The sequence below is a fragment of the Pantoea dispersa genome (assembly GCF_035783935.1).
Taxonomy (GTDB): Bacteria; Pseudomonadota; Gammaproteobacteria; order Enterobacterales; family Enterobacteriaceae; genus Pantoea; species Pantoea dispersa_C.
Map to the genome: position 1 here is coordinate 51976 of NZ_JALKOV010000010.1, position 14055 is coordinate 66030.

General features: G+C 59.1%; 16 protein-coding genes. 8 read left to right on the plus strand and 8 right to left on the minus strand.

The annotated features are described in order from the left end of the window. The first annotated feature begins 22 nt into the window (after nt 1-22). Nucleotides 23-400, plus strand: a complete 378-nt coding sequence (locus MXF20_RS18415; RefSeq protein ID WP_325970652.1) for a type II toxin-antitoxin system RelE/ParE family toxin — start codon at nt 23-25, stop codon at nt 398-400. Continuing rightward, nucleotides 378-701: a DNA-binding transcriptional regulator gene (locus MXF20_RS18420; RefSeq protein WP_325970653.1), complete on the plus strand. Its 324-nt coding sequence runs from the start codon at nt 378-380 to the stop codon at nt 699-701. Before MXF20_RS18415 ends, MXF20_RS18420 begins: the two co-directional genes overlap by 23 nt. Here MXF20_RS18420 and MXF20_RS18425 read toward each other — a convergent pair. From MXF20_RS18425 to ppiA, 3 genes are all read right to left on the minus strand, one after another. Further along, nucleotides 693-1295 (minus strand): putative adenosine monophosphate-protein transferase Fic, encoded by a 603-nt coding sequence (locus tag MXF20_RS18425; RefSeq protein WP_325970654.1) that lies wholly within the window; start codon nt 1293-1295, stop codon nt 693-695. The two genes, MXF20_RS18420 and MXF20_RS18425, sit on opposite strands and share 9 nt — an antisense overlap. Beyond that, the gene (locus MXF20_RS18430) at nt 1285-1455 is read right to left on the minus strand and encodes a YhfG family protein (protein ID WP_325970655.1); all 171 of its coding nucleotides are present in this window, start codon (nt 1453-1455) and stop codon (nt 1285-1287) included. The genes MXF20_RS18425 and MXF20_RS18430 overlap by 11 nt, the downstream gene beginning before the upstream one ends. Before the next feature lie 100 nt (nt 1456-1555). Further along, on the minus strand, nt 1556-2128 hold the full coding sequence (gene ppiA, locus MXF20_RS18435; protein WP_010617374.1) for a peptidylprolyl isomerase A: 573 nt from the start codon (nt 2126-2128) through the stop codon (nt 1556-1558). Between the two features lie 261 nt (nt 2129-2389). On the opposite strand from ppiA, the gene tsgA reads away from it, so the two are divergent. Further along, nucleotides 2390-3568 carry an MFS transporter TsgA gene (gene tsgA, locus MXF20_RS18440; RefSeq protein WP_325970656.1) on the plus strand — a complete coding sequence of 393 codons (1179 nt, stop codon included), beginning with the start codon at nt 2390-2392 and terminating at the stop codon, nt 3566-3568. Nucleotides 3569-3616: 48 nt separating this feature from the next. Here tsgA and MXF20_RS18445 read toward each other — a convergent pair whose 3' ends face one another. After that, nucleotides 3617-4900: a cytosine deaminase gene (locus MXF20_RS18445; RefSeq protein WP_325970657.1), complete on the minus strand. Its 1284-nt coding sequence runs from the start codon at nt 4898-4900 to the stop codon at nt 3617-3619. Between the two features lie 236 nt (nt 4901-5136). On the opposite strand from MXF20_RS18445, the gene nirB reads away from it, so the two are divergent. The 5 genes from nirB (at nt 5137) to MXF20_RS18470 (ending at nt 10764) form a co-directional block, all read left to right on the plus strand. Continuing rightward, nucleotides 5137-7677, plus strand: a complete 2541-nt coding sequence (gene nirB, locus MXF20_RS18450) for a nitrite reductase large subunit NirB (RefSeq protein ID WP_325970658.1) — start codon at nt 5137-5139, stop codon at nt 7675-7677. Then, the gene (gene nirD, locus MXF20_RS18455; protein WP_325970659.1) at nt 7674-8000 is read left to right on the plus strand and encodes a nitrite reductase small subunit NirD; all 327 of its coding nucleotides are present in this window, start codon (nt 7674-7676) and stop codon (nt 7998-8000) included. The genes nirB and nirD overlap by 4 nt, the downstream gene beginning before the upstream one ends. Nucleotides 8001-8030: 30 nt before the next feature. Further along, nucleotides 8031-8834 carry a nitrite transporter NirC gene (nirC, locus tag MXF20_RS18460; RefSeq protein ID WP_325970660.1) on the plus strand — a complete coding sequence of 268 codons (804 nt, stop codon included), beginning with the start codon at nt 8031-8033 and terminating at the stop codon, nt 8832-8834. 46 nt (nt 8835-8880) lie between these two features. Continuing rightward, nucleotides 8881-10245 (plus strand): siroheme synthase CysG, encoded by a 1365-nt coding sequence (cysG, locus tag MXF20_RS18465; protein WP_325970661.1) that lies wholly within the window; start codon nt 8881-8883, stop codon nt 10243-10245. 72 nt (nt 10246-10317) lie between these two features. Beyond that, the gene (locus MXF20_RS18470) at nt 10318-10764 is read left to right on the plus strand and encodes a hypothetical protein (RefSeq protein WP_325970662.1); all 447 of its coding nucleotides are present in this window, start codon (nt 10318-10320) and stop codon (nt 10762-10764) included. Nucleotides 10765-10804: 40 nt separating this feature from the next. Here the strand turns inward: MXF20_RS18470 and trpS are convergent, their stop codons facing one another. The 4 genes from trpS to dam form a co-directional block, all read right to left on the minus strand. Then, entirely contained in the window at nt 10805-11809 is a 1005-nt protein-coding gene (trpS, locus tag MXF20_RS18475; protein ID WP_058770971.1) for a tryptophan--tRNA ligase, read from the minus strand. 15 nt (nt 11810-11824) lie between these two features. Beyond that, on the minus strand, nt 11825-12502 hold the full coding sequence (locus tag MXF20_RS18480; protein WP_325970663.1) for a phosphoglycolate phosphatase: 678 nt from the start codon (nt 12500-12502) through the stop codon (nt 11825-11827). Beyond that, nucleotides 12486-13169, minus strand: a complete 684-nt coding sequence (gene rpe / locus MXF20_RS18485; RefSeq protein WP_325970664.1) for a ribulose-phosphate 3-epimerase — start codon at nt 13167-13169, stop codon at nt 12486-12488. The genes MXF20_RS18480 and rpe overlap by 17 nt, the downstream gene beginning before the upstream one ends. 64 nt (nt 13170-13233) lie before the next feature. Beyond that, on the minus strand, nt 13234-14046 hold the full coding sequence (dam, locus tag MXF20_RS18490; protein ID WP_021507424.1) for an adenine-specific DNA-methyltransferase: 813 nt from the start codon (nt 14044-14046) through the stop codon (nt 13234-13236). Between the last annotated feature and the right edge of the window lie 9 nt (nt 14047-14055).

The following is a 14055-nucleotide window of genomic DNA, read 5'->3' on the forward strand; positions in this document are numbered from 1 at the left end:
TGCTATATTCTGGAGAGCAACGATGTCAGTAACAAGCCGCGTATTTAAAACGAAATGGTTCAGTAAACAGGCTCAGCGCCACGTAATCGCAGACAGTGAGCTTTGCCAGGCCATTGTCGCAGTACAGAAAGGTCAGGCTGACAACCTGGGTGGAGGCGTTTTTAAAAAACGCCTGCAGCAGAATCGCGAACGCGCAATCATTCTGGCGAAAGGTGGGCGAAACTGGATTTATACCTTTCTGTTTGCCAAGCAGGATCAGTCCAGTCTGAGCGAAAGCGAGCTTACTGGCTTTCGTGAGTTAGCAAAGCACTATTCGCTGCTCTCGAATGAATCTCTTAATCGTCTGATTGCAGGAAAAGAACTGGTGGAGATATGCCATGACCACAACGCGAAAATTTAAAAGCTCAGCCCTGGAAGCAATTCACAGTGCAGCAACAGGCCTGTTTGAAGCCGGGGCCCTGAATAAACAGAGCATGCGGGATTTTGACCAACGCTGTCTGGAAGAGGTTAAAGCGCTGGAGGCCGGAGATATCAAAGCGCTACGCGAAAACCTTAATGTGAGTCAGCCCGTTTTTGCCCGCTACCTCAACACCAGCGTTTCCACGGTGCAGAAATGGGAGAGCGGAGTAAAACGCCCGGGCGGCATTTCACTCAAATTGCTCCACATCGTGCAAAAGCACGGGCTGGAAATCTTACTTTAGCGGTGTGGCCGGGCTTACCACTTTCGCAAACTGCGCGTTGAGCGGCGCGAGATCGCCGCCGACGCCGGCGACGATGGCCTTGTGCCAGCTTTCAGGCTCCAGCGTATCCCAGTTCAGCAGATAGCCCGCGTGCAGCGCCAGCTGTTCGAAAAAGATGCGCTGTGCACGGCCGTTACCGGCACGGAACGGATGCAGGACGTAGATTTCACAGTAGTAATGCGCGATGCGTGCCACGAAGGTCTGCGGGTCGAGGTCGCACAGGCCGTCTTTCTCCTCCAGCGCGCTCATCAGCGCATTGCCTTCGTTCTCGATGTACTCGCAGTGGCAATAGGGCGTGTCGTCGCGCCAGATGTCGATGGTACGCAGTTCGCCAGCCCAGCTGTAGATATCCTGAAACAGCGTGCGGTGAATATGGCGCAGGTGCGGCAGGCCCGGCGTGGCCGGTCCGAGCGCCAGCGTGGCCAGCCGCGCCGCGCTGAATGCCAGCTCGGCCTTGCGCAGCTGGGCCACATCGTGAATTTCCAGCAGGTTTTTCAGTACGTCATCGTTGTGCCACAAGTAGGGATCGCGCACCGCCAGGCTATTATCCGCCATATTGCCTCCTCAGCGACGCCAGACGGTCTTCCGCCTGTGCGCTCTCGACGGCAGGTTCATTCAGCGTATATCCGGCCAGTTTGCAGCTGGCCTGATAGTTGGCCGCACGGGTTTGCTGCCATAACGTGGCTTTCTGTTTTTCGGTGAGTTTGCTGCTCATAGCGCCTCCGGCAAGCTGGATGTGCCCTAAGTATAAGAGCAAATTTCAGCTTTGCCGGAGCGCGACAGACAGCGCCACGCGGGAGTGGCGCGCAGGGGGATTACGGCAGGACTTTCGCAGAAGTGATAACAACCGGTTTTGATGGCACATTCTGGTACGGCCCGACATCTTTGGTCGGCACCTGGGCGATCTTGTCGATCACATCCATGCCTTTCACAACTTTACCAAATACCGCATAGCCGAAGTCGCGCTGGCCGTGGTCGAGGAACGCATTGTCGGCCACATTCAGGAAGAACTGGCTGGTCGCGCTGTCCTTCTCGGCGGTACGCGCCATAGAAATGGTGCCACGCAGGTTGCGCAGGCCGTTATCCGCTTCGTTTTTGATCGGTGCGTTGGTCTGCTTCTGCTGCATATCTGCCGTGAAACCGCCGCCCTGAATCATGAAGCCAGGGATCACGCGGTGGAAGATGGTGTTGTTGTAGAAGCCGTTATTCACGTAATCCACGAAGTTTTTTACTGAAACCGGGGCTTTCTGATTATCCAGTTCGAGTTCGATATTGCCCGCAGAGGTGGTGAGCAGCACGTGCGTATCCCCTTTCGCAGCCAGAGCCGAAGCAGATACTGAAGAGAGCGCTAACAGGGCAACCGCCGCTGTCAAAGTACGTTTAAGCATGAAAGATTCCTTACCTTGGAGAGCAAGCTCAAAAACGAGATTGATTGTAAAGAGCATGTAATACAAGAGCCAGCGTTTTACCTATATTTACGCTGATGTTGCTATCGTCATACTTTTCCCGTCACGCAATCATTTGCGTGACGAAAATCACACTATTAATGAAATATTTCTCGCACGTTTCACTGCTTGTTTATTACGATCACAGTTCGATTTACAATTCATGACACTTTTTGCCACGTCGGCGCATCACAGGTTCAGAACATGACAAACCGTAATCGCATTGGCCTTACCTGGATCAGCTTTTTCTCCTATGCGCTCACTGGCGCACTGGTGATCGTTACCGGTATGGTGCTGGACAACATTGCCCAGTATTTCCAGCTGCCTATCTCCGAGATGAGCAACACCTTCACTTTCCTTAACGCCGGTATCCTGGCGGCGGTGTTCCTGAACGCCTGGTTGATGGTGATTGTGCCACTCAAGCGCCAGCTGATCTTTGGCTTTGTGCTGATGATCCTTGCCGTGGCCGGGCTGATGACCAGCCATGACCTGACCGTGTTCTCGCTGTGCATGTTCGTGCTCGGCGTGGTCAGCGGTATCACCATGTCGATCGGCACCTTCCTGATTACCCATCTGTACGATGGCCGCCAGCGCGGTTCCCGTCTGCTGTTTACCGACTCATTCTTCAGCATGGCCGGCACCATCTTCCCGATTATCGCGGGTATTTTGCTGGCGCGCGCGCTGCCGTGGTACTGGGTTTACGCCTGCATTGGCGTGATCTACGTGGCGATCTTCATCCTGACGCTGATGGTCGAGTTCCCGGTGCTGAAGAGCGAAGCTGCGGTGCAGGGCGGCGAAAAAGAGAAATGGGGCATCGGCGTACTGTTCCTGTCGATTGCCGCACTGTGCTACATCCTCGGCCAGCTCGGCTTCATCTCCTGGGTACCGGAATACGCCACCAAATCGATGGGCATGGATATCGCAGCGGCTGGCCAGCTGGTCGGTAACTTCTGGACCGCCTATATGGTCGGCATGTGGGCGTTCAGCTTCCTGCTGCGCTTCTTCGACCTGCAACGCATTCTGGTGGCACTGGCGCTGCTGGCTACCGGCCTGATGTACTGGTTCGTGAAAACCACCGATGCCAGCATGCTGCACTGGATCATTATGGCGCTTGGCTTCTTCTCCAGTGCGATTTACACCACCATCATCACGCTGGGCTCGCTGCAGACCAAAGCATCATCGCCGAAGCTGGTGAACTTCATCCTCACCTGCGGCACCGTTGGGACCATGCTGACCTTTGTGGTCACCGGCCCGATCGTGGCCAAAGGCGGTGCGCACGCGGCGCTGTCCACCGCGAACGCCCTGTACGCGGTGGTGTTTGTGATGTGTGTGCTGCTCGGCTTTGTCACTAAGCATCGCCAGCACGGTCACCAGACTGCCTGATCCCCAAGCGGCGCGACGTCTCGCGCCGCTATTCCCCTTCCCGCTTCCTCAACGCCGAAACGTTACCGCTTCGCTATCACCCAGATAAATTTCACTGCTTGCCGGCTGTGTCGCCGCCACCAGCACGCCTTTGCGCAGCGAATAGCGCACCGGCACCTGACGGCGCAGCGCATCGAAACCGCTATCGGCAGGCAGAATAATCAGGCTGGCCGCGTTGCCCACCTGCACGCCATACTCCGCCAGCTGCATGGTTTTGGCACTGTTGTGGGTGATGAGTTGCAGCCCGCTGTCGATCTGCTCATAGCCCATCAGCTGACAGACGTGCAGCCCCATGTGCAGCACCTGCAGCATGCTGGCAGTGCCGAGCGGATACCAGGGATCGAACACATCGTCATGGCCGAAGCAGACATTGATGCCCGCCTCCAGCAACTCTTTCACCCGCGTCACACCGCGCCGTTTTGGGTAGCTGTCAAAGCGCCCCTGCAGATGAATATTCACCAGCGGATTGGCGACAAAATTAATCTGCGACAGCTTCAGCAGGCGGAACAGCCGCGAGGTATAGGCGTTATTGTAGGAGTGCATCGCCGTGGTGTGGCTGGCGGTAACGCGCGCGCCCATGCCCTCGCGGTGTGCCAGCGCGGCCACGGTCTCGACAAAGCGTGACTGCTCGTCATCGATCTCATCACAGTGCACGTCTATCAGACGGTCATAGCGCTGCGCCAGCGCAAACGCCTTGTGCAGCGATTCGACGCCATATTCGCGGGTAAACTCATAATGCGGGATCGCCCCCACCACGTCGGCACCGAGGCGCAGCGCCTCTTCCAGCAGCGCTTCGCCGTTGGGATAGGAGAGAATGCCCTCCTGCGGAAAGGCCACGATCTGGATATCGATCCACGGCGCCATCTCGGCCTTCACTTCCAGCATCGCGGTGAGCGCGGTGAGCGTGGGATCGGACACATCCACGTGGGTGCGCACGTGCTGAATACCGTTGGCAATCTGCCACTTCAGCGTCTGCCGTGCGCGCTGCTTCACATCCTCATGGCTGAGCAGCGCCTTGCGCTCAGCCCAGCGCTCAATGCCTTCAAACAGCGTACCGGACTGATTCCACGCCGGTTCGCCGGCGGTTTGCGTGGTGTCGAGATGAATATGCGGCTCGATAAACGGCGCGCTCGCCAGCCCACCGCCGGCATCCAGCGCATCCGGCTGGGCGGGCGCCTGCGGCGGCTGCGGCGTAATGGCGCGGATGTTACCGTGCGCAATTTCGATCTGCCATAAGCCCGGTTGGCCTGCCAGACGCAGGTTATTAATCCACTTAAACGCTTGCTGGGTCATATCCTTCTCCGCTGAAAACGCAACATCTTAAGCTAGCACGAAAAACGGCTACGCCGCTGGCAACTTTTCTGGCCTTCATGGGGTAATTTTCAGCCAAATAAAGGACTTAGATAAAAACACGTAAAATCAGCAACATACCTCTAAATGGGTATATAAAGCCGCCGTTGATATACATCAATAAGCGCCAGAAACAGCGCGCTAAGGTAGGCGCAGATCCCGCAAATTTTGAGGCAAGCATGAGCAAGCACAATGTCGTTATTATTGGCAACGGCATGGTTGGCCACCGCTTTATAGAAGAACTGATCGACAAAGCTGCCCCTGAGCAGTTCGCAATCACCGTTTTCTGTGAAGAGCCCCGCGTCGCCTATGACCGCGTCCACCTTTCCGCCTATTTTTCCCATCACACCGCGGAAGAACTCTCGCTGGTGCGCGAAGACTATTACGAGAAGCATCAGGTCAACCTGCTGCTGGGTGAGCGCGCCATCACTATTAACCGCGAAGAAAAACTGATCCACTCCAATACCGGCCGCGCGGTGCATTACGACACGCTGATTTTTGCCACCGGTTCTTACCCGTGGATTCCGCCGATCAACGGCGCGGAAGGCAGCGACTGCTTTGTTTATCGCACCATTGAAGATCTCAACGCGATAGAAGCCTGCGCGCGGCGCAGCAAACGCGGTGCGGTGATCGGCGGCGGCCTGCTCGGGCTGGAAGCGGCGGGCGCGCTGAAAAATCTCGGCATTGAAACGCACGTGGTTGAGTTTGCACCGGTGCTGATGGCGGAACAGCTGGATACACAGGGCGGCGAACAGCTGCGGCGTAAGATCGAACAGATGGGCGTGCAGGTCCATATCGGCAAAAATACCCGGCAGATTGTGCATCATGGCAAAGGCGGCAAAACGCTGGAGTTTGCCGACGGCAGCGCGCTCGACGTCGACTTCATCGTCTTCTCTACCGGCATTCGTCCGCAGGACAAGCTGGCGAAACAGTGCGGCCTGGCGCTCGGTCAACGCGGTGGCGTTGCCATCAACGATCGCTGTCAGACCAGCGATGCGGCGATCTACGCGATTGGGGAATGTGCCGCCTGGCAGGATCGGATTTACGGTCTGGTGGCACCGGGCTACAAAATGGCGCAGGTCGCCAGCGATGCGCTGGTCGGGCGCGACAGCGTCTTTGCCGGTGCCGATATGAGCGCCAAACTCAAGCTGCTGGGCGTGGACGTCGGCGGTATTGGCGATGCGCACGGCCGCACGCCGGGCGCCCGCAGCTACATCTGGCTCGACGAACAGCAGCACATCTATAAGCGCCTGATCGTCAGCGAAGATAACAAAACCCTGCTCGGCGCGGTGCTGGTGGGCGACACCAGCGACTACGGTAACCTGCTGCAGCTGGCGCTCAATCACATCGCTTTACCGCAAAACCCGGCGCTGCTGATTCTGCCGGCAGGCAGCGGCGAAAAACCAGCACTGGGCGTTGATTCGCTGCCGGACAGCGCGCAAATCTGCTCCTGCTTTGACGTCAGCAAAGGCGATATCATCAACGCGGTACAGGCCGGCTGCCATACCGTGGCGGCGCTGAAAGCCGAAACCCGCGCCGGCACCGGCTGCGGCGGCTGCCTCCCATTGATCACCCAGGTGCTGAACGCCGAGCTGAGCCGTCAGGGCATCGAGGTCAATCATCACCTGTGCGAGCATTTCGCCTATTCGCGCCAGGAGCTGTATCACCTGATCCGCGTGGAGGAGATTACGTCGTTTGACGCGCTGCTGGCGAAATATGGCCAGGGCTACGGCTGCGAAGTGTGTAAACCGACCGTCGGATCGCTGCTGGCCTCCTGCTGGAACGAATACATCCTCAAGCCGCAGCATACGCCGCTGCAGGACAGCAACGATCTCTATCTCGGCAACATCCAGAAAGATGGCACTTACTCGGTGATTCCGCGCACCGCCGGCGGCGAAATCACGCCGCAGGGGCTGATGACGCTGGGCGAAGTGGCGCGGCAGTACAACCTTTACACCAAAATCACCGGTTCACAGCGCATCGGTCTGTTTGGGGCGCAGCGCGACGATCTGCCGGCCATCTGGTCACAGCTGATTGCCGCCGGCTTTGAAACCGGACAGGCTTACGCCAAAGCGCTGCGCATGGCGAAAACCTGCGTTGGCAGCAGCTGGTGCCGCTATGGCGTCGGCGACAGTCTCGGCTTCGGCATCGAACTGGAAAATCGCTACAAAGGCATCCGTACGCCGCACAAGATGAAGTTTGGCGTCTCCGGCTGTACCCGTGAATGCGCCGAAGCGCAGGGTAAAGATGTTGGCGTCATCGCTACCGAAAAAGGCTGGAACCTGTACGTGTGCGGCAACGGCGGCATGAAACCGCGACACGCCGATCTGCTGGCGGCCGACCTCGACCGCGACACGCTGCTGCAGTATCTCGACCGCTTCATGATGTTCTACATCCGCACCGGCGACCGGCTGCAGCGCACCTCGCTGTGGCTGGAGAGCATGGACGGCGGCATCGATTATCTGCGCAGCGTGATTATCGACGACCGGCTCGGCCTGAATGCGCAGCTGGAGCAGGAGCTGGCGCGCCTGCGCGCTGACGTCCGCTGTGAATGGACCACCACGGTTAACGACCCGCAGCAGCAGGCGCACTTCGCCACGTTTATTAACAGCCCGCAGCGCGACCCGCTGGTGCAGCACGTCAGTGAGCGCGAGCAGCATCGCCCGGCGCGGCCGGCGGAGCGCATCGCTATTACCCTGATCGAGGAGGCTGACGCATGAGCCAGTGGTACACCGTGTGTGAACTCACACAAATCCTGCCCGCTACCGGCGTGTGCGCGCTGGTTAACGGCCAGCAGATCGCCATCTTTCGCCCGCGCGACGATGCGCAGCTGTACGCCCTGAGCAACATCGATCCGTTTGCCGAAGCCAGCGTGTTATCGCGCGGCCTGATCGCCGAACACCAGCACACGCTGTGGGTCGCCAGCCCGCTAAAAAAACAGCGTTTTCGCCTGAGCGATGGCGTTTGCCTGGAAGATGCAAGCCGCTCGGTGGCGAGCTATGCGGTGCGCGTCAGCAACGGCCGGGTCGAAGTCTGCGCCTGACAGAATTCCTTCACTTTATGAGACGTCACTATGTTTTCTGACACCCTGAACACCTGCGCCGCCAACGCGGCGCGCATCGTGCGTACCGCACAACACAGTCCGCTGGCCTTCTGGATCGGTTCGGCGATGGCCGGCGCTTACGTCGGCCTGGCGATCATCCTGATCTTCACCCTCGGTAACCTGGCGGATCCGGCGTATCGTCCGCTGCTGATGGGCGCGACCTTCGGTATTGCCCTGACGCTGGTGATCATCGCCGGTTCCGAGCTGTTTACCGGCCATACCATGTTCCTCACCGTGGGCGTCAAAGCCGGCACCATCAGCCACGGCCAGATGTGGTGCGTGCTGCCGCAAACCTGGCTGGGCAACCTCATCGGTTCGGTGTTTGTCGCCCTGCTCTACTACTACGCCGCTGGCGCGCTGCTGCCGAACGCCGGCTCGCTGATCCACAGCGTAGCGCTGGCGAAAACCAGCCAGACGGCAATGGCGCTGTTCTTTAAAGGCGCGCTGTGCAACTGGCTGGTGTGTCTGGCGATCTGGATGGCGGTGCGCAGCGAAGGCGCGGCGAAGTTCATCGCCATCTGGTGGTGCCTGCTGGCGTTTATCGCTTCCGGCTATGAGCACTCCATCGCCAACATGACGGTGTTTGCGCTGTCGTGGTTTGGTCAGCACAGCGCCGACCTGACGCTGAGCGGCATTGGCCACAACCTGCTGTGGGTGACGCTCGGCAACATGTTCTCTGGCATGGTGCTGATGGGTCTCGGCTACTGGTATGCCACGCCGCAGGCGCAGCGCCCGCAGACACAGGCCCAGGCTTCGCCGCTGAAATCGGTATAATCCCTTCCACAGCCCGCACCGTGCGGGCTTTTTTTCAGGATTCGCTATGGACTACTTTCCGCTGTTTTGCCGGCTGCAAGGCAAACGTTGTTTACTGGTTGGCGCAGGCGACGTGGCTGAACGCAAGGCGCGTTTGCTGCTGGAGGCCGGTGCGGCGCTGTACGTCGGCGCGCGGGATTTTTCCCCGGCGTTTCAGCAGTGGGCACAACAGGGAAAGGTGACATTACTGCACGGCGCCTTTGCCGATGAGTGGCTGGATGCGTGCTGGCTGGCGGTTGCCGCCACCAACGATGATGCGGTCAATCAGCAGGTGGCTGACGCCGCCGAACAGCGCCGCATCTTCTGTAACCTGGTGGATGCCCCGCAGCAGGCCAGCGCGATTATGCCGTCGATCGTCGACCGTTCACCGCTGATGATCGCCGTCTCTTCCGGTGGCCGCGCGCCGGTGCTGGCGCGTCTGCTGCGCGAAAAGCTGGAGGCGATGCTGCCGCAGCATCTCGGCGAACTGGCTGCGCTGGCCGGCTCACTGCGCGAGCGCGTGAAGCAGCATTTTAGCGCCATGGCGCAACGTCGCGCCTTTTGGGAGCGCTTCTTTGCCAGCGATCGGCTGGCCCAAACGCTGGCCAACGGCGATGACGCGCGCGCGGCTGCGCAGGTCGATGCCTTGTTTGCGGCACCGCTGGGGCAGCAGGGCGAGGTGGTGCTGGTGGGTGCCGGGCCGGGCGATGCCGGTCTGCTGACGCTGAAAGGGTTGCAGGCGATCCAGCAGGCCGATGTGGTGGTGTATGACCGGCTGGTGTCGGAGCCGATTCTCAATCTGGTGCGGCGCGATGCCGAACGCATCTTCGTCGGGAAACAGGCTGGCCATCACTGCGTGCCGCAGGAGCAAATCAACCAGCTGCTGCTGGAGCAGGCGCAGCGCGGCAAGCGCGTGGTGCGGCTCAAGGGCGGCGATCCCTTTATTTTTGGTCGCGGCGGCGAAGAGCTGGAGGTGCTGGCGCAGCATAACATTCCGTTCAGCGTGGTGCCGGGCATCACCGCCGCGTCCGGCTGTGCCGCCTACAGCGGCATTCCCCTCACCCACCGCGATCATGCGCAGAGCGTGCGCTTCGTCACCGGCCATCTGCAGCAGCACGGTGAAATCGACTGGGGCAAACTGGCGGCGGAACAGCAGACGCTGGTGTTTTACATGGGCCTCAGCCAGGCGGCCGAGATCCAGCAGCAGCTGTTACAGCACGGGATGGACGCTGCGATGCCGGTGGCTATCGTGCAGCACGGCACCACGCCGCAGCAGCGCGTGGCCTGCGCCACGCTGCAGGAGCTGGCAACGCTGGCGCGGCAGTTTGCCAGTCCGGCACTGATTATTGTTGGCCGCGTGGTCAGCCTGCGCACGCAGCTGCGCTGGTTCTGATGCGGTAAAATACTGTACAGCGCTGCGCTTTGCCGCCAGACTGAGCAGCCAAATCAATCACAAGGAGTTTCCATGCGCAATATTTCTCTGGCCGCGGCGCTGCTGATGCCGCTGAGCGCGGCGGTGAGTGCCGCCCCGGTGACCTGGTCAACGGTCGTGGGCGAATGGCAGGTGGTTGCCGTGACGCCGAAAAAGGAGAACGGCCAGATTTACATCAAAAACGATCCGCAGTTCATGGGCGCGCGCGTGGCGTTCAAACCCAATGCGATCAGCTGGACGCGCGGCACTGCCGAACGCGCCATCAATCCGGCGACCGATAATTGCCAGGGCAAACCGCGCCTGAGCGCCGCCAACGGCACCGGACAGGATCGTGATTTCAGCTTTCGCTATGGCTTCAACGTGCACTGTGGCAATCAGGCGTGGGGACCGGCACCGGGCGCGGTACTGAGCGTGCTGGCCGACGGCAATGCGCGGCTATTCTGGGATGGCGCCGAGCTGACGCTGCATCGGGTGAAGTAAAGCCTGCGGGGCGCGTTGTGCTGCGCCCCGGCAAACCGGCTTATGGCTGCGCAACGAAGCCCACCGCGTCATACACTTTCTTCAGCGTTTCCTGGGCATGCGCACGGGCTTTCGCTGCGCCATCACGCATCACCTGGTTGAGGAACGCTTCGTCATTGCGGAAGCGGTGATAACGCTCCTGCAGCTCAGTCAGCATCTCAGACACAGCATCGGCCACTGCGCCTTTCAGGTGACCATACATTTTGCCTTCGAACTCCTGCTCCAGCTGCGCAATCGACTTACCGGTCACGCCGGACAGAATGTCCAGCAGGTTAGACACGCCCGCTTTCTCTTTGATGTCGTAACGCACAACCGGCGGCTCTTCCGAGTCAGTCACTGCGCGTTTGATCTTCTTCACCACCGATTTGGTGTCTTCCAGCAGACCAATCACGTTGTTGCGGTTGTCATCAGACTTTGACATCTTCTTCGTCGGCTCCAGCAGCGACATCACGCGTGCGCCGGACTTCGGAATAAACGGCTCAGGGATTTTGAACACGTCGCCGTACAGCGCATTGAAGCGCGCGGCGATGTCACGGCTCAGCTCAAGATGCTGCTTCTGATCTTCGCCGACCGGCACCTGGTTGGTCTGATACAACAGAATATCGGCCGCCATCAGCACCGGATAATCGAACAGGCCGGCGTTGATGTTCTCTTCATAACGCGCCGATTTGTCCTTGAACTGGGTCATGCGGCTCAGTTCGCCGAAGTAGGCGTAGCAGTTCAGCACCCAGCTCAGCTGCGCGTGTTCCGGCACGTGCGACTGCACGAAGATGGTGCTTTTTTCCGGATCGATACCGCAGGCAAGGTACAGCGCCAGCGTATCCAGCGTGGCTTTGCGCAGCGCGGCCGGGTCCTGACGAACGGTGATGGCGTGCAGATCGACGATGCAGTAAATGCAGTGGAAATCATCCTGCATCTGCACCCACTGACGCAGCGCACCCATGTAGTTGCCAATGGTCAGTTCACCGGAAGGCTGGGCGCCGCTGAAAACGATGGGTTTGCTCATGTTATGTCCTGATAATCACAGCCCGACAACGGGCAAAAGTTCGCTAAAAGTATCGAGAGTTAAATCGGGCTGGCTGGTGGCAATCGGCTCACCGTAGTTGTAGCCGAAGGTCATCGCGACATTTGGCACGCCCGCCGCCTGGGCAGCGAGAATATCATTGCGCGAATCGCCGACAAACAGCAATTGTCCTGGAAGCACGCCAAAACGGCCGAGAACGAGGAAAATCGCCGCCGGATGCGGCTTTTTCACCACCACATCGTCGCCGCCGATGATCAGAGAAAAGTAGTCGGCAATGCCGAGCGACTGCAGCAGCGGAGCAACAAACGGTGTGGGCTTATTGGTGACGATGGCCATTGGCAGACCGCGGGCGTGCAGCGCGGCCAGCGTCTCCTGCACCTGTGGAAACAGCGTACTGCCGGCTTCCACCGTGGCGGCGTAATGTTTGTCGAACAGCGCACGCGCGTCGCGCTGTTCATCGGCCTGCGGCTCACGGCCCAGCGCCCAGGTGAGCGCCCGCGCCATCATAATGTCCGCGCCGTTGCCAATCCAGGTTGAGACGCGCTCAACGCCCGCGGGCGGCAGCTGCAAATCGGCCAGCGCCAGATCGATCGCCTGCGCCAGGCCCGGCGCACTGTGCACCAGCGTGCCGTCGAGATCGAACGCCAGCGCGCGGATATCAGTGAAATGAGCCATTAACTTTCTCCAGTTCGCTGCGCATCTCATCGATCACCTTCCTGTAATCCGGATGACCGAAGATCGCCGAGCCGGCCACGAACATGTCCGCGCCGGCTGCCGCGATTTGACCGATGTTATCGATCTTCACACCGCCATCCACTTCCAGACGAATATCGTAACCGCTCTGATCGATACGGCGACGCGCTTCGCGCAGTTTATCCAGCGTACCGGGAATGAAGGACTGGCCGCCGAAGCCCGGGTTCACCGACATCAGCAGAATGATGTCGAGCTTATCCATGACGTAATCAAGATAGCTGAGCGGCGTTGCCGGATTGAACACCAGACCGGCTTTACAGCCGTGCTCTTTAATCAGCTGCAGCGTACGATCGACGTGCTCGCTGGCTTCCGGATGGAAAGTGATGAAGCTGGCACCGGCTTTAGCGAACTCCGGGATCAGCGCATCGACCGGTTTGACCATCAGATGCACATCGATAGGGGCGGTGATGCCGTAATCGCGCAGCGCTTTCAGCACCATCGGCCCCATGGTCAGATTGGGAACATAGTGGTTATCCATCACATCGAAATGCACCACGTCGCCACCGGCTTCCAGCGCTTTCGCGGTATCTTCACCCAGACGAGCAAAGTCAGCAGCAAGAATTGATGGGGCCAGTAAAAATTGTTTCATCCGAATCTCCCAATTTGTGCGCCAGCCGGAGCTGGCGTGATGCGTTGGTCGCGGACGAAACAGACTAGCGGAAAAGCGCCAGCAGTTCGTCAACCTGAGTGCGACCACTTATGCTTCGGCTGATGGAACGCCGGGCTTTAACTACATGTAAATCCGCATGCTGATACCACTCGCGCGTCAGCAGGGTATCATGGTTGGAAATCAGTACCGGGATGCGGCTCTCCTGCGCCAGCTTACTGGCCAGTTCTGCCAGATGCTGCTGCTCGCGCAGGCTAAAGCTGTTGGTGTGGTAAGCGGTGAAATTGGCCGTCGCCGACAACGGCGCATACGGCGGATCGCAATAAACCACTGAGCCTGCAGGGGCGTTGCCCAGAGTAACATCGTACGATTCACAGACAAAGGTGGCTTTTTGCGCACGCTCGGCGAACCACAGCAGTTCGGCTTCCGGGAAGTACGGCTTACGATAGCGACCAAACGGCACGTTAAATTCACCGCGCAGATTGTAGCGGCACAGGCCGTTGTAACCGTGGCGGTTAAGGTAAAGAAACAGCACGGCGCGCTGATAGGTATCCGTGCTGGCGTTGAATGCCGTACGCTGGGCGTAATAGGTTTCCGCCGTATTGCCGCTGGCGCTGAACAGCTGGCGCGCGTCTTCTATAAACGAGGCGGTGCGCGTTTTGACGATGTTGTAGAGATTGATCAGATCACCGTTGATGTCCGCCAGGTGATAACGGTCATAATCGGTGTTGAGGAATACGGAACCGGCGCCGACAAAAGGTTCGATTAAACAATCACCTTGTGGCAGATGACGACGGATATCGTCAAGCAGCGGGTATTTCCCTCCGGCCCATTTCAGGAAAGCGCGATTTTTCTTCATGCTGTCGTG